We start from the raw sequence: 19,837 nt of genomic DNA on the forward strand, positions 1-19,837 counted from the left end.
GGGAGCTGAATTCCCACCGGGCGCTCGGCGCGCGGCCCTATACTTTGGCAGAAGAGTAAGCGACGGTCCGGAAGGAAATTACACGTGGGTTTGAGAGACTTGTTCCGCAGTAAAAGCAGCACCCCCAGCACCCCGCAGCCATCACCCGGGGCCCCCGCTAATGATCCGCGCGCCAAGGATAGTGATCTCCGCGCGCAGGGCACCCAGAATGCAGACGAGCCGGGTCGCGGAGCTGTCGAAGCCAACGCCTCGCAACAGAGCCAGGTGAACGACCGCAACGTGGGCGAGGGTTCGAACGCTCGCGCCGTCGATCATGAAGTGCACGGCAACGACGCCGCTCGGGGCGCGAACACCCCGCAGGGCACCGAGGCGCACGGAACCGACACGCAGCAGTTGCCGGAGTCCGGGCCGCTGCGCAATCTGGTCGACATCCTGCTGTCCCGTGGCGCGGATCGCGCTCGCCTGACCTTGGTGCAGTCCGGCAACGTGATGACTCACCAGACCCGCCAGGCTCACGGCGAGGCCCAGGACGAGGTGGAGAACGGCACCGTGGATCAGGGATCCCCCCTGTTCGACGATGTTGCGGACCTGTACACCCAGGCCATGAACACCCCCGTTGGCCCGTGGCGTCAGTTGGACCTGACCGTGACTCCGGAGCAGAACGGCCAGCGTATGGTCACCGTTGATTACGCATTCCCGAGCGGCCAGTCCCGCAAGGAGAGCTACGTGCAGGGCCGCGCGCTGTCCGGCCACGGCACCGACCGCGCAGACGACGTGCGCACCGGTGACGCGCGCACCACCGACGTACGCGCCGATGAGGGACGCACGCATGGCGATTCGACGTCGTCGGCGGGCGCTGGCCTTGCCGGCGCGGGTTTGGGTGCGGCTGCCGGAGGCGGTGTGGCTTCGGGCTTGAACCGCGATGACAACGACCGGCGGACCGCGGACTCCGATCGCGCAGACGATGTGCGCACCGGAACCGACGCTCGCGATACCGACAACGTTGGCAGCACCGAGGTCTCAGACGAGCGTTACACGGAGGCCTCCGTCTCGGATCGCGACGGAATCCAGGACCGTTCCGAAACGGATATCGAGTCCGTGCGCGTGGTCGATGGCACCGATGCTTATCCGGTGGCGAACGGCCAGATCGTGACCAAGGGCGATCCCGATCCCATCGTGATTACAGCGGACGACCAGTCAGATCGCGACCAGTCCCACCCCGAGGATTCCTTCCGGGCAGCCGCCGCGCAGAACGGTGAGCGCAACGACACCCTGCTGGCCGAGGATTCCCAGCGGGCTGATTCGGACGCCGCCTACGGCGAGTCGGCAGATCGCGATGCCCGGGATTCGGTGCTCGACGGCCGCGAAGCCGAGACCCACGCGGATGATCAGCGCGATTCGCTGCGCGATGATCGTGATGACCGTAATGACCGCGGCGACCTGCCCGAGCACGTGGATGAGTCCGAGTTCGGTGGCTTCAGCGAGCCCGAGTCCCCGGTGGCTCCGACCGGTGCGGGCGCCGCGGCACTGGCTGCGGACGCCGATCCCTCGGACGCTCCGCAGATGGCGCAGAGCACGGACGTGGCGCCGTCCTACACCGCACCCAGCGAGCAGCCCAGCGGTGATTCGCCGGCTACCGGCAACCTGGTGTTGACCCTGTCGGATGTGCAGTCGCGCTTGAACGAGGCGCAGCGCCACCTGTTCGGCGAGGGTGGTACGGCTCGCGACGTCTCGACCGTGCTCATTCGTGTTCGTGCCCTGGGCACCTACTACGACGCCCTGACCCACGTTCGGTTGAACGGTTTCTGGGATCAGCGCGGCACCTTTGATCTGGTTCCCGAGAACCTCCTGAAGGTTCAGGAGCTCAAGGACGATTCCTATGTGGAGGGCTCCGGCGCTCCGCTGGCCATGATGTTCCGCTTCCGCCCGGGCGTTCCCCCGGAGGTCTCCTTCGACTACTCGGACGAGGAAGCCTTTGTGCGCTACGAGCAGCGCCTGCCAGGTCAGAACTACCTGGAGGAGCTGCGCATGTTCCCGCGCACCGGCTCCAACATTCCCCAGCACATGAACGACGCTCTGCAGGATTGGAACTACTGATTCATGAGGCAGTCAACCTCCACCGAGGGCTCCGTCCGCGCCATGAAGGGGGCCCTCGGGCCTATCCCAGCAGTGTGTCTCCACGACCACTTGGACGGCGCCCTGCGTCCGGCCACCATCGTGGAGCTCGCACGAGAGATCAACCATGAACTGCCGGAGACGGATCCCGTGGCTCTCGGCCGGTGGTTCGAGGACAGCGCGAATTCCGGCAGCCTGGAGCGCTACCTGACCACGTTCGAACACACCACTGCGGTCATGCAGACGGCAGAGGCCCTGGCGCGCGTGGCCGAGGAGTACGTACTCGACTGCGCGGCCGACGGTCTCATCCACACCGAGGTCCGCTGGGCACCCGAGCAGCATCTGGTCGGTGGCCTCACGCTCGAGCAGGCCGTGGACGCCGTCCAAGACGGTCTGGCGCGTGGCGTGGCCGAGGTCAAAGCCTCGGGCGGTCATATATCCGCCGTGCAGATCCTGTGCGCAATGCGCCACCTGGACAAGTCCGGTGAGATTGCGCAGTTGGTGGTCGATCGAGTGCGTGCGGCGGCCGGTACGACGTCGCCCGGTGACGTCCCCGGTGAACCCGCACCCGGATCGGTGGTCGCGTTCGACCTGGCCGGTCCCGAGAAGGGCTTTCCCGCCTCGGATCACCGGCAAGCACTGCACCTGCTGACCGAGAACTTGGTGCCCGTCACGCTGCACGCCGGTGAGGCGGACGGCGCGGAGTCCATCCGGGATGCGCTGGTTTCCGGGCGCGCCCTGCGCATCGGCCACGGTGTTCGCCTGCTCGAGGACGACCCGGAAGCCACCGGACCGCTGTCCCGGTGGGTGCGCGACCGCCACATTGCCCTCGAGGTGTGCCCGTGCTCCAACCTGCAGACCGGTGCGATCAGCCACTGGGGTGAGTCCATCAAGGATCACCCGATCACCCAGCTGCACCGGTCGGGGTTCACGGTCACGCTGTCCCCGGACAACCGGTTGATGAGTGCCACCTCCGTGTCCCACGAGATGTCCCTGTTGCTCTCGGAGGCCGGTTGGTCCAACCAGGATCTGGCGGACATCCAGCTCAACGCGGCGCGCGCGGCGTTCGTGCCCCGCGCCTACCAGGACTGGTTGGCCGAGCGGATCGAGGAGGCCTCCGCGTGAGTTCCCGAGACATCGCGCAAGCCGTCCCGACAGGAACGGGGGAGCGGTTCGAAGAACTCGTGAGCGTAATGAACCGTTTGCGGTCCCCGGGCGGTTGCGAGTGGGACGGCGCCCAGACCCACGAGTCCCTGCTGCGCTACCTGGTGGAGGAAGCGTACGAGGTGGTCGAAGCGGTCGAGTCCCCGAACACCTCGGCGAACGCTACGACGGACAGCACCGCGGCCGCCCGGGCAGAACTCGTCGAGGAACTCGGTGACATCCTGTTGCAGGTCGTCTTCCACGCGCGCATCGGCCAGGAACATTCCGGTGACGAGGCCTTCGACGTCACCGACATCATCGCATCCGTGACCGACAAGCTCGTGCGCAGGCACCCGTTGGTATTCGGCGACCAGGACGGGGCTGACTCGGCGGCTTCCACCGCGGACGGTCACTCCGGCGCCAGCAACGAGGAACTGTCCGCCCGCTGGGACGCCGTCAAACGCTCCGAGAAGCCACACCGCACCAACGTGTTCGACGGTATTCCGCCCGCACTCCCGGCGCTTGCGCTCGCGGAGAAGGCCTTGTCGAAGGCTCGCAGGCACGGCGTCGAAAATAAGCCGGAACCGTCGGAGACCAAGGACACCGCGGACCTGGAACGCGCCGAAGCCGAATTCGGTGATCGCCTGCTGGAACAGGTGCGAGCGGCGTCGGCGGAGGGACTGGACGCGGAACGCGCCCTGCGCGGGGCCGTGCGACGTTACATCCACACGAATAACCGGCCCATTTAGCCCGGAACCGACCGAGATCGGTAGGCTGAAGACAGGGCACCGCCCGATAGGTCAACGACCAGCAAGGAGATTATCCATGGCAATGATCATTGCTTTGCAAGCCCGTCAGATTCTGGACTCGCGTGGCAACCCCACGGTTGAGGTCGAGGCACTGCTCGAGGACGGCAGCTTTGGCCGCGCGGCAGTTCCCTCGGGAGCATCCACGGGTGAATTCGAAGCAGCCGAACGCCGTGACGGAGACAAGAAGGTCTACCTGGGCAAGGGCGTTCTGGACGCCGTCAACGCCGTGGACGAGGACCTGGAACAGGCCATCGTGGGCCTGGACGCCTCCGACCAGCGCGCTGTGGACCAGGCAATGCTCGACCTGGATGGCACCGACAACAAGTCCAAGCTCGGCGCCAACGCCATCCTGGGCGCATCCATGGCCGTGGCCCGCGCCGCCGCCAGCTCCGCGGACCTGCCGCTCTACAAGTACCTGGGCGGCCCCAACGCGCACGTGCTGCCGGTACCCATGATGAACATCCTCAACGGCGGCTCCCACGCTGACTCCAACGTGGACATCCAGGAGTTCATGATCGCTCCGATCGGCGCTCCCACTTTCGCAGAAGCCCTGCGCTGGGGCGTTGAGGTGTACCACTCGCTCAAGTCCGTGCTCAAGGAGCGCGGCCTGTCCACCGGCCTGGGTGACGAGGGCGGTTTCGCACCGAACCTCAAGTCCAACGCCGAGGCACTGGACCTGATCCTCGAGGCCATCAAGAAGGCCGGTTACAAGGCCGGTTCGGACATCGCTCTCGCGCTGGACGTGGCCTCCTCCGAGTTCTTCGAGAAGGGCAAGTACTCCTTCGAGGGCAAGAAGCGTTCCGCCAAGGACATGTCCGACTACTACGCGGACCTGGTCAAGAAGTACCCGCTGGTCTCCATCGAGGATCCGTTGGACGAGGACGACTGGGAAGGCTGGACCACCCTGACCCGCGCCATCGGCGACAAGGTGCAGCTGGTCGGTGACGACCTGTTCGTGACCAACCCGGAGCGTCTGGCTCGCGGCATCGAGGGCGGCGTGGCCAACGCGCTGCTCGTGAAGGTCAACCAGATCGGTTCCCTCACCGAGACCTTCGACGCCATGGAGCTCGCACAGCGCAACGGCTACCGCTGCATGGTCTCGCACCGCTCCGGTGAAACCGAGGACACCACCATCGCGGACATCTCCGTGGCGGTGAACGCCGGCCAGATCAAGACCGGTGCTCCGGCTCGCTCCGAGCGCGTGGCCAAGTACAACCAGTTGCTGCGCATCGAGGAAGAACTCGGCGACGCCGCTCGCTACGCCGGCGCTTCCGCGTTCCCGCGCTTCTCGGCCAAGTAAGACACACCGCCCACGCAGTTGGGTGAACGAACCGCCCGGTTCCCCTTGCGGGGGACCGGGCGGTGGCGTGTGGGGACGCGCACCAGGTTGCGTGCGGGAAACGACCACGTTCGGGTCGCTAGAATGATCCGCAGGATTGATGAGGGTGCGTCTCATGCCGAGACCACCGTGGAGCGCGGGAGGTGTGCATGGTTGGCCCCAGGCCCAGGATTCCTCGGTTCTCCGGGAAGAAGAAGGGCACGGACGGGAAGCCTTCGGCGTCCGAGGGCCGAGCCACCTCAAGCCCGCGAACCGGCACCCAAGGAGCAGGGCGCCCCGGTCACTCGGGCGGCGGATCGTCCACGGTCACCGCACCCACACCCGCGCACTCGTTCAACGGTCGACTCATTGCCTTGATCGTGGTGGCCACCCTGATTTTGTTCCTGGCCGCTCCCACCGCCAAGATCTTCTTCGACCAGCGGGCCCAGATCGCCGCTCTCGAAGAATCCATTGCGGCCAAGGAGCAGGAGCAGCAACAGCTCAAGCTGCAAGAGGAGCGCTGGGGTGACGACGCGTACGTGGAGCAGCAGGCCCGTGAGCGCATGTTCTACGTGATGCCCGGTGAACGGGCCTACCTGGTGCTCGGAGCGGAACAAACGGGACGTCAGGCCGCGGAGTCCTCCGCGGAACAGGTCGAAGCGGGTAAACCTGCCTGGGCTGATGGCCTGTGGCAGTCCGTGGTGGATTCGGCGTTCCCCCGCAGCGAGCCGGAAATCGCCCCTGTGGAGCCCGAGCAGTAACCTTTCTCTCCTGACGGATCGTGTTCCGATTGAATCCGTCTCCCTCGACGAACTGGCCCAGCAGCGCGCCGGAAAGTAGTACGCAAGTGACTGAAGCTCAGCCGACCCATGACCCCTCCGTGACCCAGCAGGATCTCACGGTGGTGGGACACCAGCTCGGCCGTCCGGCGCGTGACGTGGTGGAAATCGCCGCGCGGTGTGTGTGCGGTAACCCGCTGGTTGTTGCCACCGCACCCCGGTTGGCCAACGGCACTCCGTTCCCCACGGTGTTCTACCTGACGCACCCCGTCATCACCTCTGCGGTGTCCCGGCTCGAGGCCGAGGGCAGCATGTACGGCATGTCGGACCGGATCAAGGAGGACACCGAGCTGGCGGAGCAGTACCAGGCGGCCCACGAGCATTACCTGGGGGAGCGGCGTCGGATTGGCGAGAAGGCCGGAATCGGCGAGGTGTCCGAGATCGAAGGCATCTCCGCAGGCGGCATGCCCACCCGCGTGAAGTGCCTGCACGTCCTGGTGGGTCACAGCCTGGCCGCCGGCCCGGGCGTGAACCCGCTGGGCGACGAGACCCTGGGACTCATCGCGGACACCTGGACCACGGACCGTTGCGCATGCGACCCGGAGTGGCGCACCGCGGACTGATTGCGCCAACCGCACACGTCCTGCGTGCACCGCAGATGACGCAGACAACGACGCCCGCCTCACGGATCATCCGTGAGGCGGGCGTCGTACTGTCAAGACTGGCTATCGCAGGGCCGCCGAAACCGGACCGCTAGCGCTGCACCGACCTGGGTGCACCACGACCGCCGCGGTTCTGCACGGCCTTGATCAGCTCGACCAGCAAGAAGATCACCACGCCGTTGAGCAGCGCGAAGCCCCATTCCACCCAGCCCAGCGGCGCAGAACCGAACCACGTGTTCATGAACGGCGCGTAGGTGAAGACCAGCTGCACCGCCAGCAGGATGCCCGTGGAGATCCACGTGGCCTTGTTCCCGGTGATGGCGCGCGGGTGCAAGCTGGACAGGTGCAGGAAGCGCGAGTTGAACAGCACGAAGATCTGGCCAAGGACCAGCACGGAGACCGCCGTGGTGCTGGCCACGGCGTCCGAGGCGCCCGATTCGCTCATGACCCGGTAGGACAGCAGCGCGGCCGCGCCGATGAAAAATGCCACCCACACCACACGTAGCCACAAGGACACGGGCAGCAGATTGGCATCCCGGTCGCGGGGACGGCGTTGCATGATGCCCGGCTCGGCAGGCTCGTAGGCCAAGGTGATGGACAACGTGATCGCGGTGACCAGGTTGACCCACAAGATCTGCGTGGGCCGCAACGGCGGTTCTGCGCCCAGGAGTACGGAGGCCAGGACCACCAGGCCCATGCCGATGCTCGTGGGGAGCAGGAACACCACGGATTTGCGGATGTTGTCGTAGATCCGTCGGCCTTCGTGGACCGCACCTTCAATCGTGGCGAAGTTGTCGTCCGCGAGCACGATGTCCGCGGCTTCCTTGGTGGCCTCGGTGCCCTTGATGCCCATGGCGATACCCACGTTGGCACGGGTGAGGGCGGGGGCATCGTTGACGCCGTCGCCGGTCATGGCCACCACCTCGCGGCGGGCCTGCAGGGCGTCCACAATGCGGATCTTGTGCTCGGGGCTCGTGCGCGCAAAGACATCCACGTCCGTGACGCGCTCGACCAGTTCCTCCTTGGTCATGGCCTCGACCTCGGCGCCGGTCACCACCACGGGATCGTCGTTGGTGGACAGGCCCAGTTCGCGGCTGATGGCACGGGCGGTTTCCGCGTGGTCACCGGTGATCATCTTCACGTTGATCCCGGCCCCGTGACACGACGCCACGGCCGTGATGGCTTCTTCACGCGGCGGGTCGACCAGCCCCACGAGCCCAACGAATTCGAGCCCCTCGTCGAGGTCCTCGTGAGACAGGGTGGCGGTGCCCGCGGCCATGGTCTTGCGCGCGGCAGCCAGCACTCGCAGCCCCTGGGACGCCAGATCCGTGTTGGCGCGTTCCCACTCGTCCGGGTCGAAGTCCGTGGCGCCGTGCGCGTCCGGCAACTGGGTTGAGCAGCGCTGCAGGAGCCGGTCCGGGGCTCCCTTGACGAGGATCTCGCGCTCGCCGCCGGGAGCCTCGCTCAGCACCGCCATGTACTTGTTGGACGAATCGAAGGGGAGCGCGCCCACGCGACTGTATGGAGCGGCGTCGAACCCGGCCTTGCGTCCGAAGATCGCGAGCGCCGCCTCGGTCGGCTCGCCCACGATCTGGATGCGTTCGCCGGTCCCGCGCAGGGTGGCGTCATTGCAGAGGACGACGGCGCGCGCGAGCGTCCGCGCGTTGCGTGAGGCTTCGTCGGTTGCCTCGCCGGAGGCCACGACCGTGCCCTGATCCGTGTATCCCTCGCCGGTGATGGCGAAGCGACCACCGGGCACGGACGCGACGCGGGCGGTCATCTCGTTGCGGGTCAGCGTTCCGGTCTTGTCCGAGCAAATCGTGGTGACCGCGCCGAGAGTTTCCACGGCCGTCATCGTGCGGGTGATGGCCTTGTGACGCGCCATTTGTTGAACGCCCAGCGCCAGCGTGATGGTCACGAGCGCCGGTAGCCCCTCGGGCACCGTGGCCACGGCAAAGCTGATGAATGAGCTCAGCACGGTCTGCGTGGGCATCGAATAGATGAACCAGGCGACCAGCATCATTACGGCACTCACGACCAAGATGCCCAGCGCGAACTGCTTGCCCAGGCGGTCCATTTGTTCGGTCAGGGGAGTAGCCAGCTGGTCGATGTCGTCCACGAGGGACTGGATGCGTCCGATCTCCGTGTTCGAGCCGGTGGCGACCACCACACCCAGCGCGGTACCGCGGGTGACCACGGTGCCGGAGTGCGCGATGCTGGTGCGATCACCGATTCCGGCGTCCTCCGCCACGGCTTCCACGTGCTTGTCGCTGGGCTCGGATTCGCCCGTGAGCGCGGATTCGTCGATGGCCAGTCGATTGGCGTCCAGGAGGCGCAGATCGGCGGGGACCTTGTCGCCGGGACCCAGCCGAACGACGTCACCGGGCACCAGATCTTCGCCATCTACTTGCTGCCACTCGCCATCGCGCAGCACCGAAGCGTGCACCGAGAGCATGCCGCGGATCCCAGCGAGTGCCTTCTCCGCTTGCCCCTCCTGCACGAAACCGATCACCGCGTTGCCCACGGCCACGGCGATGATCACCCAGAAATCGACCCACTCCCGGTAGAACGCCGTGATCACCGCGGAGACCAGCAGGATGTAGATGAGCACGTTTTTGAAGTGCGCCAGGAACCTCAGAATCGCGGGTTTCCGCTTGGCGGCCGGCAACCGGTTGGGACCTACCCGATCCCGAATGTCCGTTGCCTGGGCGTTGGTCAGGCCCGATTCTTGCGAACCCCATTCCCGCAGGGCTTCCGCCGGCGTGAGCGCGTGGAAGGCACGGGTGGATACTGTGTCGCCGATTTCTGAGGTCATCATTGGTCTCGTTCGTGTTGTCGCGTGTCAGGCAGGGAAATCGTTAGCTGGCTTCAGTTTTTCACACCCTGGTCAGACCACGCCGTCGTGGACGCGCCCAGAACGCGGGTAAAGTGGGATCGCGCTGGCAGAATCGGCGCATTCCCCATAGACCCAAGGATCCATCACCCATGCGCGTTGCGGCCATTGATTGCGGTACCAACTCCATCCGCCTCCTGATCGCGGATGTGAAGGACGACAACGGTCACCCCGAACTCGTCGACATCGTGCGGGAAATGCGCGTGGTCCGATTGGGACAGGGCGTGGACGCCACCGGTTGGCTGGCCGAGGCCGCCCTGGATCGCACCTTCGCCGCCGCTGAGGAGTACTCGCGGCTCATCAAGAAACACAAGGTGGACAAGATCCGTTTCGTCGCGACGTCGGCCACGCGCGATGCCGGGAATCGCCAGGTGTTCGTGGACGGCATCAAGGAACGGCTAGGAGTTGCACCCGAGGTCGTGACCGGTGACGAAGAAGCCGCCCTGTCCTTCCGCGGCGCGGCCAACGCAACCGGGCCTCTCAAACCCGAGGATCGCGTGCTCGTGGTCGATCTGGGTGGTGGTTCCACCGAATGCGTACTGGGCACCGTGGACGGCGTAACCGCAGCCAAGAGCGTGGACGTTGGATGCGTGCGGATGACCGAACGGCACTTGGGCTCCAACCCTCCCACCGACGAACAGCAGCGCCAGGTACTCCAGGACGTGGACGAGGCCATGGATTCCGTGGCCCGGATGGTCCCGTTGTCACAAACCACCCATTTGGTGGGTGTCGCCGGAACGGTGACTACGGTGAGCGCTCACGCCATGGATCTCAAGAGCTATGACCCGGACAAGATTCACGGCTCCACGCAATCGGTGGACTCGATAGCCAAGGCCTGCAAGGATCTCACGGCCATGACCAAGAAGGAACGGGCCCGCTTGGGATTCATGCACGAGGGCCGCGTGGACGTGATCGGTGGCGGTGCCCTGGTGTGGCGGCGCGTGATCGAACGCGTGGTCGCGGCGACACAAGGGCGTGTGCAGTCGGTCACGGCCAGCGAACACGATATTTTGGACGGAATCGGTCTGTCCCTGGTGCACTGACCCCACAAACGTCCTGAACATTCAACCGCCAGGGACGTCCCCACCGGTGCGTTCCCAGTCGAGTTGAGGTTAGTAATGTCGGTTCACACCACGCGTCGCCGCGCACTCTCGGGTGCGGCCGCTGCCGCCATGGTCTTGTCCTTCGCCGCCGCCCCCGCGGTAGCCATGCCCGACAACGAGCAGCCACCGGGAGCGCCCGCCCCCGCGCCGTCGATCCCCGTGGAAACTCCCGTGGCGCCGCCGCCCCCGGACGGCAAGGTACCGGTTCCCGTGGACTCGATCCGCGAGCGGGAGTACTGGCTCGACGAATACGGTGTGCGCGATGCGTGGAAGGAATCCACCGGCAAGGGTGTGAAGATCGCCGTGATCGACACCGGTGTGGACGCGACACATCAGGATCTGAGCGGCACCGTCAAGGACGGCACGGACGTCTCCGGCAAGGGAGACGGCAAGGGGCACCGCGGACTGGGCTCGGAACCCGAACACGGCACCCTCGTTTCGTCCTTGGCCGCCGGAACCGGTCACGGTGCGGATACTCCCGACGGTCCCGGTAAGCAGGGTGGCGTGATCGGTGTGGCGCCGGAAGCGGAGATCCTGCCCGTGTCCCTGTGGCTCGGCAACGAGGAACCTGGCGTCAAGGACGTCAACGAGCAGATTCCGAATGCCGTTCGTTGGGCCGTGGACAACGGTGCGGACGTGATCAACATGTCCGTGGGATCGGATTCCACGGAATGGCCGCAGTCCTGGGACTCAGCGTTCGCATATGCAGAGGAGAAGGACGTCCTGGTCGTGGCGGCCTCGGGCAACCGTGGTTCCGGACTCAACCAAGTGGGAGCGCCGGCCACGATCCCCGGTGTACTCACGGTGGGTGGCGTGAACCGCGCGGGCCAGGCGAGCTGGGATTCCTCCTCCCAGGGGATCTCGATCGCGGTTGCGGGTCCGAGTGAGGACATGGTGGGCGCCATGCCGGGTGACGGTTACGCCGAATGGTCCGGCACGTCTGCCACGGTGCCGCTGGTCTCCGGAACCGCCGCGTTGATCAAGTCCAAGAACCCGGAACTGAGCGCGGCGCAGATCGCCAACCAGATCATTCGCACCGCTCACGACGCCGGTGAAGAAGGTCAGGACTCGTTCTACGGCCACGGGATTCTGGATGTGAAGGCCGCTGTCGAACAGGACGTGCCAGACGTCGACAAGAATCCGCTGGGGAGCATGAAGCACTGGATGAGCGTGCACCGACCGGCAGCTGTGGAACCCAGCGAGGCGGCGTCGTCGCCCGAGGTCTCCGAGACCCCGGACACGGAACAGGTGACAGAGGAGGCGACCCCGCCGGTGGCCCAGGCGCCGCTCAACGAGACCGGTGCACTGCCCGTGGTCATCCTGGCCGGATTCGGTCTGGTAGTGGCGGGACTCACGGTGGCCGCGGTACTGCACATCCGCTCGATGAACCGCTGACGCCAACATTTCACGATCAGCGCAGTCCCACCCCCGCCTTTCGAAGCGGAAATTGGGGCGGCGATGAGTAGACTTTCAGGCATGGCTTTCAATCAATTGGCTAAAGACCGTCCGCGTCTTCTGATCGTCGGCGGCGGATACGTTGGTTTCACGCTCGCACAACAGCTGCAAACCCGCATCAAAGAATCGGGTGGCGTTGTCACGGTTGTCGATCCCAACCCGTACATGACCTACCTGCCGTTCTTGCCCGAAGTTGCTGCCGGCAACATCGAGGCACGTAGCGCCATCGTTCCGCACCGTCAGCACCTCAAGGACTGCGAACTCATCGCTGGCCGCGTGGAGAGCATTGACCACGCCAACCGTACGGTCAGTATCCGCGGCATCGATCAGGGTCCCGACTTCGATCTGCCCTATGACGAGATCGTCATTGCCGGTGGCTCCATGACCCGCACCTTCCCCATCGAGGGACTGGCCGAGAACGCGATCGGTCTCAAGACCATCGAAGAGGCTGTATCTCTGCGTAACTGGGTCCTGGAACGCATCGAGATCGCCTCGCTGACCGATGACGAAGCAGAGAAGCGCAAGGCTCTCACCTTCATCGTGGTCGGTGGCGGTTTCGCCGGTATCGAGGCCATTGGTGAACTCGAGGACATGGCGCGCACCGCAGTGGAGCGCAACGACCGTTTGAAGGTCTCCGACCTGCGCTTCGTGCTGGTCGAGGCCATGGGCCGCATCATGCCCGAGGTGACCGAGGAGCGAGCCGAGAAGGTTGTCGCCGACCTGCGTTCGCGCGGCATCGAAGTTCTGTTGAACACCTCCTTGGATTCCGCCAAGGACCAGTTGGTCAAGCTGATCAACATGAAGGACAAGTCTCCGGCCGGCGAAATGTACACCGACACGCTGGTATGGACCGCTGGTGTTCAGGCTTCGCCGTTCGTCAAGAACAGTGACCTGCCCGTGGACGAGCGCGGGCGCGTCCGTGCCGGTGCTGATCTGCGTGTGACCGGGGACGACGGCCCCCTCAAGGGTGCCTGGGCCGCCGGTGACATCGCCGCAGTTCCGGACCTCACGGGTGCCGGCCCCGGCGGTTTCTGCGTTCCCAACGCTCAGCACGCTGTGCGCCAGGCCAAGACCATGGCCAAGAACATCATGGCTACCCGCGAGGGCAAGCCGCTCGAGGACTACTACCACGAGAACCTCGGCGCTGTGGCGGGTCTGGGCCTGTACAAGGGTGCCGCCACCATTCGCGGTGTGGACTTCGGTGGTCTACCCGCTTGGGCCGCACACCGGCTCTACCACGGCTACGCGATCCCCACGATCGAGCGCAAGGTCCGCGTGTTCAGCGAATGGGGCATCAACATGCTCTTCGGCCGCGACACCACCGGCATGCGCCACGTGCGTGACCCGCGCCGTTCGTTCAAGATCGCCGCAGGTGACGAAGTGGATAAGGCCAAGGCAAGGCTGTAACCTACGTTTACTCGCGAAGCTACCGGTTCAGCTCCCTTCACGGGCGGTGAACCGGTAGCTTTTGCACTGGCCCCCATAGCCCAATTGGCAGAGGCAGCGGACTTAAAATCCGCGCAGTGTGGGTTCGAGTCCCACTGGGGGCACCACTTTCTTCTTTGCACGGCCTGCGTTCCGGCATGTTGGGCCACCGCTGACGACATCTGAGGCCGAAGTTCGCGGCCCATTACATTTATGGCTTCGGTTCGCGGCGTTCACCCCTGATCCGCTGCGGTCCGGAGCCTCAGATGTTCTGCCGTGCCAAACTCAGCCACAGATGTTCCCCGGTCGCGACAATCCTCAATGGACCGGTTCCGGATCCCCGCTACAGGGAAAATCTCATTCGACATCACGGAGACCCGTCATAGTCGCAGAGACCGTAGAGTGGATTCCCACAGGAGGACGGTGTAACCCATGGCGACGTTGAGAGCTTCTTCCGCTGGTGGCCGCAATGCGAGGACCAGGTTGACGGCTAAAACTGACAGCGCCGCTCGTACGGGCAAGGTCAACACGTACAGCGCCAAACAGCAGCAACGACTCCTGAAGCAGTCAGAGAAGCTACAAAAGGTGCTTGAGGAGCGTAAGAAGGAACTCGGTGTTAGCTAGCCAGCGCACCTGATCCGATTTCATCCCCCCGCACCACTCGCGTTCCATGATTCCGTGTTCGGTCAGCTGGGGTCGGGCACGATGTTGTGGTTCAGACGGAACAGATTCTGTGGGTCGTAGCGATTCTTCAGTTCCTTCAATCGGTCGTAGGTGCGTTGGCCGTAGGCCTGGCGGGCCGCGTGGGTCATGTCGTGACCGTCCTCTGCCCCCAGGAAGTTCACGTATTGCCCCTGCTCGGCGAAGGGCTGCATGCGTGCGTGAGCCTTTCGTGCAAAAGCGGTCAACCGCTCATCCTCGGCAGGATCGGTCCAGAATCCGTAGATGTTGAGCCAGAACCGGGCGGAGCGGTTGGGGAATGCGGTGTCGTCTTCCGCTATGCGACTAAACGCACCGCCTAAGCAATGGATGTCGATGCCCGTTCCGTGCCAGGTGACTTCCGAGGCGATGTCCGCAAGGACATCCACGACCTCACGATCCATCCGGGAGAAGGACACGTTTTTCCAGTACCCGCGTGAGCCTTTGGGGAAGAGACCGTCCAGACTCGACTGCCAGCCGATCCAGTCCGTGAGGTGGACGTCTTCACCATCCGGTGGCGCAATCTCCCGCAACTGCTGGATCAGCTCCAACCCCGAGGCCTGGTCCTCCGAAGCCCACGCGAAACCCACAATCATCCACGGGTCGTCGCCCATGCCGAACTCCGGTGGCAGCACCAGGATGGAGATGATGGGAGTCATTTCGTCGGGCAGGGATTGAGTCCAGTGTTCGAATGAAGTCAGGGCATCACGCCAGTGAGCCGGCTGGTAGAAGAAGTTTCCCGCCAATACGGGCGATGACAGTGACCGAGCGTGAAACGTGAAGGACGAAACCACACCGAAGTTGCCACCCCCGCCGCGCACTCCCCAGAAGAGGTCGGGGTTCTCCCCGGCGCTCGCCGTGAGATGCTCCCCGGAGGCTGTGACGATACGGGCGGATTCCAGATTGTCCAGACTCAGGCCGCAAGACCTGGTCAACCATCCCACGCCGCCGCCCAGCGTCAGCCCGGCGATCCCGGTCGCGCTGATCACGCCCATGGGAATCGCGAGTTGATGAGGCGCGGTCGCATGATCGACGTCCGAGAGAGTGGCTCCAGCTGCGACCGAGACCAGGCGACGTTCCGGATCAACCTCCACGGCCCGGAGTTGGCACAGGTCCAGGGCGAGCCCGCCCTCCACGGTGACGTGCCCCGCCACGTTGTGGCCGCCTCCGCGGATGGCAAGTGGCAGTCCCGTGTCTCGCGCGGCCTCCAGGACCACATCGATGTCAGAGTCTGATCCCACACGGATCACCGCGCAAGGGTAGACATCGATCATGCCGTTCCACACCGTTCGAGCACTGTCGTACCGGGAATCGTCGGGGGTGATCAGATCCCCGGACAACGAATCGTCCAGTTTGTTGAGCGCAGCCGTGATCTCGGGGCTGTTGGTGTGCGAAGTGTGCGTGCTCATGATGCTGCTGCTTCCCCGATGAGAGATCTGCATCTCTGACATGACGGTGAATGGTGGCTGCAGGGATCGGAATTTCTCCACGCCGCCACTGCAGAACTCGGGGAATGACATTCCCGGGCCTCGGAGCCTCCCAATGTGTCTCCGGGCTGGAACGGTACGACGCTGAACCAATTATAAGTCCACTTGGTAACCCGGTCTACGGCAGTGAGCCATCACGGTAGAAAATCTCGTCGTGATCAGAAAGAAGCAGCCCTCAACTGCGTTTCTTGCCGACGAACCGATCCACGCGCTGCACGGTCTCCGGATGCCCGGACAGTTTCGCGATGCTCGCTGATTCGTTGCGCAGGTGCTGCTCGTACCCCTCCAGCGTGGCGGCCCGCAGCAATTTCTTGGTCGACCCGTACGTCTGCGTCGCCCCGCTCAAGAAACGGTCCTCGACCTCGGTGAGCCGCTCCGCGAACGACGCCGCTGCGGTCACCTCGTTCGCAAGGCCCCAGTCCACGGCGTCCGCACCGCTCAGAACCCGACCATTGAGCGCCAGATCGGTGGCGCGCTGATGGCCCACCGCGCGGGGGAGCAGGTAGGCGACGCCCGTATCAGGGGACAGACCCATCTTGGAGTACGCCGTCAGCATGCTCGACTGATCGGAGGCCAATACCCAGTCAGAGTTCAACACCAACCCGAACCCCGCACCGGCCGCCGTGCCATTGACGCCAGCAATGATGAGCAGACGCGAACGCATCATGGCCAGCGCGACGTCGTGGGCGGCGTCGGCGAGGTCGCGTAAGAAAGCGGGACGACCCGCGGGCTCGTAAGAGGCCATGCTCGTGACGTCCCCGCCCGCGCAGAAGAAGCGACCCTCGCCCGTCAACGTGAGGACGTGGACGTCCGGGTCGGGCTCGGCGTCGCGCAGGGCGGCCAGTGCCTCACGCGCCATGTCGAGGGTGAAAGCATTGCCGTCCGCGGGACGGTTCAGCACGAGCCGAACCACGCCGGACCGGTGTTCGATCCGGACTGCAGAGGGGGTGTCGCTAGTAGTCACGGTGCTCCTGTTGGACTGGTCGGGGATGGTGAGGGCGCGGTCACGCGAAGGCGCTGACGCCGGTGAGGTCGCGGCCAAGGATCAGGGCCTGAACGGACTCGGTGCCCTCGTACGTGTGCAGCGCCTCCACATCGGTCATGTGGCGGATCACGTGATTCTCCAGCAGAATCCCGTTGCCACCCAGCATGTCCCGGGCCGCGGAAGCGATCCGACGGGCCGCGCGCGTGTTGTGGTACTTGAGCATCGAGGCCTGCGCGGGCCGCATGGTGCCTGCGGCCTGGAGTTGTGTCACCGCCAAGCACTGCAACTGCATGTTGGTCAGCTCGGCGAGCATCTGGGCCAGGCGCTCCTGCACCATTTGATGACCGGCCAGCGGTTTGCCGAACTGCGTGCGTTGCTTCGCGTAGGACAGCGCCGCCTCGAACATGGACGTGGCGTGGCCCAACGCGGACCAACCCACGTTCACGCGCGTCTCCACGAGGGCGCGTGAGACGTCCTTGAACGAGTGCACGTTGGGGAGCTGCGCGTCGGCGGGCACGCGCACATTGACCAGGGTGATTTCCGCCTGGTGAATGGCGCGCAACGCGCCCTTCCCCTTGATCACCTCGGCCGAATAGCCGGGCGTGGACTGCTCCACGATGAAGCCCTTGACCTGGCCGTCCGCCTTGTCGCGGGCCCACACGATCGTGATCCCGCCGGCGGCGCCGTTACCGATCCACTTCTTGTGACCGTCCAGGACCCATTCGGAGCCTTCGCGGCGCGCGGTGGTTTCCAGCGACACCGAGTCCGAGCCGTGGTTGGGTTCCGTCAACGCGAAACCACCCAGTAGCTCGCCACTCGCAACGGGCTCGAGGTACCGCTCCTTCTGTTCCTCGCTGCCGAACAACATCAGGCTGCGTAACACCAGCCCGCCCTGCACCGCCGCTGCGGCGGCCAGGGACCCGTCCACGCGCGAGATCTCCATGGTCACCAGTCCGGCCGCCATGGGTGACATCTGATGGTGCCCTGGGACCTCCAGACCATCGGTCAGCAGATCCAGTTCGCCGGCCCGTCGCACCAGTTCCGTGGGGTACTCACCGCGATCCCAGTACTCGTTGATCAAGGGCAGGATCTCCGCGCCGTATTCGCGGGCACGGTCCCAGTGCGCCCGGTCGTCCGCGTTGATCCCCTCCAGAACCGAGAAATAGTCGGTGCCCAGCGCGTCGGCCAGCTCGTACTGCCGCGAGGGTCCCGCGCTCATGCGCGATCCTCCGAGGATGCGGTACCGGTCGCGTCCGCATTCACCGACGACGACGCCGCTCCGCCGCCTTTCGCACTGGCCGCACCAGCCGCGCCCTGACCGGACGGTGCACCGCCGGTGTCCCGAGCACGCTCCGCCCGCAGCTCCCGTTTGAGCAGCTTGCCCGACTGGTTGCGGGGTAGTTCCGCGACGAAGTCCACCCGCTTGGGCACCTTGTAGTCGGCGATCCGCGACTTCACGTGCGCGCGCACGGTTTCCGGAGTCAGCGTGGTGCCCTCCTTGAGCACAATCACCGCGGTGATGGCCTCGATCCAGCGCTCGTCGGGCAGACCGACCACGGCAACCTCTGCGACCTCATCCAGCTCATAGATGCAGTCCTCGACCTCACGCGGAGCCACGAGTACGCCACCGGTATTGATGACGTCCTTGATGCGGTCCACCACCTGGATGAACCCCTGCGCATCTTGGGTGACCTGGTCACCGGAACGGAACCACCCGTCCACGAACGCCTGCTCGGTGGCTTCGGGTTTGTTCCAGTACCCGGTCAGCAACTGCGGGGAGCGGTACTGGATCTCTCCTGGTTCACCGGGCGCAGCCAGCTCACCCTCCGAGGTGACCACGCGCGCCTCCACATAGAACACGGGCCGCCCGCACGAGGCCGGCCGCGCGTCATGTTCCTCCGGGCGCAGCACGGTGCACAGCGGACCCAATTCGGATTGTCCGAAACAGTTGTAGAACCCGATCTTCGGATATCGCAAGCGCAACCGCTGCAGCACGGTCACCGGCATGATGGACGCGCCGTACTGCGCCTTGGTCAGCGAGGACAGGTCGCGGGTGTCCAGCTCGGGGGAGTTCGCCAGCGGAACCCACACAGTGGGGGCCAGGAACAGTGACCCGATGTGTTCCTTCTCGACGAGCTCGAGGATCTGAGCGACGTCGGGCTTAGCAATCACGCGCGCTGTGGCACCCAATGTGAGGTAGGGGAGTAGGAACACGTGCATCGCGGCCGAATGGTAGAGCGGCATGGCGATCAGTGGGCGGTCCTCGGCCGTGAAATCCAGGGCGATGATCGAGGAGACGTACTCGGCGATCAGCGCGGCGTGCGTCATCATTGCTCCCTTGGGCGCGGACGTGGTTCCGGAGGTGTACAGCAGCTGCAGCAGGTCGCTTTCGTCCACGGGTGCGTCCACGGGCTCCGACGACGCCGCCCGGTCCAGCGCCGTCTCCAGCAGCGAGACCTCTTCGGGCCGGGTACCGGAACTCGAGTCTGCGTTCGAAAACATCGACCACACCTGGCCGACACCCGCGGCGCGACCGGACGCGCGGACGTCGTCGACCAGCGGGAGCAGGGCTTTGTCGGCCACGAGCAGGTTCGCTCCGGAATCCTCCAGGATGTAGGCCAGCTCGTCACCCTTGAGGGCGAAGTTCACCGGAACGTGCACCAGACCAGCCTCGGCGCACGCGAGGTACAGCAGGAGATAGGCGTCAGAATTGGCGCCGTAGGCGGCAACCCGGGCACCGGATGGCAGCCCGGCATCCAGCAGGCGACGTGCCACGCGATGGACCGCATCGCCCAGTTCCGAATATGTCCAGCGCCGGTCCTCGAACAGGAGCGCGGTGGTGGGACCGTTGCGGGTGACCGTGCGGCGGAGCAGATCGCCAACCGTGTTGGACTGTGCCGTGGCCACCGCGTATTCGGTCTCGTGGTTCTGGGATGCTGCGTTCATGATGGGCGTGTCCTTAAA

General features: G+C 65.2%; 14 protein-coding genes and 1 tRNA gene. 10 read left to right on the plus strand and 5 right to left on the minus strand.

Annotation, left to right across the window (positions count from 1 at the left end; all coding sequences use genetic code 11):
• Nucleotides 1-84 precede the first annotated feature (84 nt).
• The 6 genes from EWV37_RS05935 (at nt 85) to EWV37_RS05960 (ending at nt 6,787) form a co-directional block, all read left to right on the plus strand.
• Nucleotides 85-2,097: a hypothetical protein gene (locus EWV37_RS05935; protein ID WP_129700415.1), complete on the plus strand. Its 2,013-nt coding sequence runs from the start codon at nt 85-87 to the stop codon at nt 2,095-2,097.
• Nucleotides 2,098-2,100: 3 nt separating this feature from the next.
• Complete coding sequence (locus tag EWV37_RS05940; RefSeq protein ID WP_129700417.1) at nt 2,101-3,240, plus strand: adenosine deaminase; 1,140 nt, start codon at nt 2,101-2,103, stop codon at nt 3,238-3,240.
• The gene (locus tag EWV37_RS05945) at nt 3,237-4,007 is read left to right on the plus strand and encodes a MazG nucleotide pyrophosphohydrolase domain-containing protein (protein WP_129700419.1); all 771 of its coding nucleotides are present in this window, start codon (nt 3,237-3,239) and stop codon (nt 4,005-4,007) included. The genes EWV37_RS05940 and EWV37_RS05945 overlap by 4 nt, the downstream gene beginning before the upstream one ends.
• Before the next feature lie 76 nt (nt 4,008-4,083).
• Nucleotides 4,084-5,367, plus strand: a complete 1,284-nt coding sequence (gene eno, locus EWV37_RS05950; protein WP_129700421.1) for a phosphopyruvate hydratase — start codon at nt 4,084-4,086, stop codon at nt 5,365-5,367.
• Between the two features lie 188 nt (nt 5,368-5,555).
• Nucleotides 5,556-6,146, plus strand: a complete 591-nt coding sequence (locus EWV37_RS05955; protein ID WP_129700423.1) for an FtsB family cell division protein — start codon at nt 5,556-5,558, stop codon at nt 6,144-6,146.
• Between the two features lie 86 nt (nt 6,147-6,232).
• Complete coding sequence (locus tag EWV37_RS05960) at nt 6,233-6,787, plus strand: DUF501 domain-containing protein (protein ID WP_129700425.1); 555 nt, start codon at nt 6,233-6,235, stop codon at nt 6,785-6,787.
• Between the two features lie 130 nt (nt 6,788-6,917).
• Here EWV37_RS05960 and EWV37_RS05965 read toward each other — a convergent pair whose 3' ends face one another.
• Nucleotides 6,918-9,644 (minus strand): cation-translocating P-type ATPase, encoded by a 2,727-nt coding sequence (locus EWV37_RS05965; protein ID WP_238663092.1) that lies wholly within the window; start codon nt 9,642-9,644, stop codon nt 6,918-6,920.
• A gap of 167 nt (nt 9,645-9,811) precedes the next feature.
• Here EWV37_RS05965 and EWV37_RS05970 point away from each other — a divergent pair, with 167 nt between their 5' ends.
• The 4 genes from EWV37_RS05970 (at nt 9,812) to EWV37_RS05985 (ending at nt 13,830) form a co-directional block, all read left to right on the plus strand.
• Nucleotides 9,812-10,762 (plus strand): Ppx/GppA phosphatase family protein, encoded by a 951-nt coding sequence (locus EWV37_RS05970; RefSeq protein WP_129700428.1) that lies wholly within the window; start codon nt 9,812-9,814, stop codon nt 10,760-10,762.
• 75 nt (nt 10,763-10,837) lie between these two features.
• Complete coding sequence (locus EWV37_RS05975) at nt 10,838-12,217, plus strand: S8 family serine peptidase (RefSeq protein ID WP_095796867.1); 1,380 nt, start codon at nt 10,838-10,840, stop codon at nt 12,215-12,217.
• Between the two features lie 81 nt (nt 12,218-12,298).
• Entirely contained in the window at nt 12,299-13,684 is a 1,386-nt protein-coding gene (locus tag EWV37_RS05980) for an NAD(P)/FAD-dependent oxidoreductase (protein ID WP_129700430.1), read from the plus strand.
• Nucleotides 13,685-13,753: 69 nt separating this feature from the next.
• A tRNA-Leu gene (locus EWV37_RS05985) sits at nt 13,754-13,830 on the plus strand.
• A 558-nt stretch (nt 13,831-14,388) separates the two neighbouring features.
• Here the strand turns inward: EWV37_RS05985 and EWV37_RS05990 are convergent.
• The 4 genes from EWV37_RS05990 to EWV37_RS06005 all read right to left on the minus strand — a co-directional run bounded on the left by EWV37_RS05990 (nt 14,389) and on the right by EWV37_RS06005 (nt 19,819).
• Nucleotides 14,389-15,810 (minus strand): FAD-binding oxidoreductase, encoded by a 1,422-nt coding sequence (locus tag EWV37_RS05990; protein ID WP_129700432.1) that lies wholly within the window; start codon nt 15,808-15,810, stop codon nt 14,389-14,391.
• 253 nt (nt 15,811-16,063) lie between these two features.
• Nucleotides 16,064-16,852 carry an enoyl-CoA hydratase/isomerase family protein gene (locus EWV37_RS05995; RefSeq protein WP_129700434.1) on the minus strand — a complete coding sequence of 263 codons (789 nt, stop codon included), beginning with the start codon at nt 16,850-16,852 and terminating at the stop codon, nt 16,064-16,066.
• A gap of 40 nt (nt 16,853-16,892) precedes the next feature.
• Complete coding sequence (locus EWV37_RS06000) at nt 16,893-18,092, minus strand: acyl-CoA dehydrogenase family protein (protein WP_129700436.1); 1,200 nt, start codon at nt 18,090-18,092, stop codon at nt 16,893-16,895.
• A complete protein-coding gene (locus EWV37_RS06005; RefSeq protein ID WP_129700438.1) occupies nt 18,089-19,819 on the minus strand; it encodes a fatty acyl-CoA synthetase in 1,731 nt (576 codons plus the stop codon). The genes EWV37_RS06000 and EWV37_RS06005 overlap by 4 nt, the downstream gene beginning before the upstream one ends.
• Between the last annotated feature and the right edge of the window lie 18 nt (nt 19,820-19,837).

Origin of the sequence: Kocuria carniphila, assembly GCF_004136555.1 — a bacterium.
GTDB lineage: Bacteria > Actinomycetota > Actinomycetes > Actinomycetales > Micrococcaceae > Kocuria > Kocuria carniphila.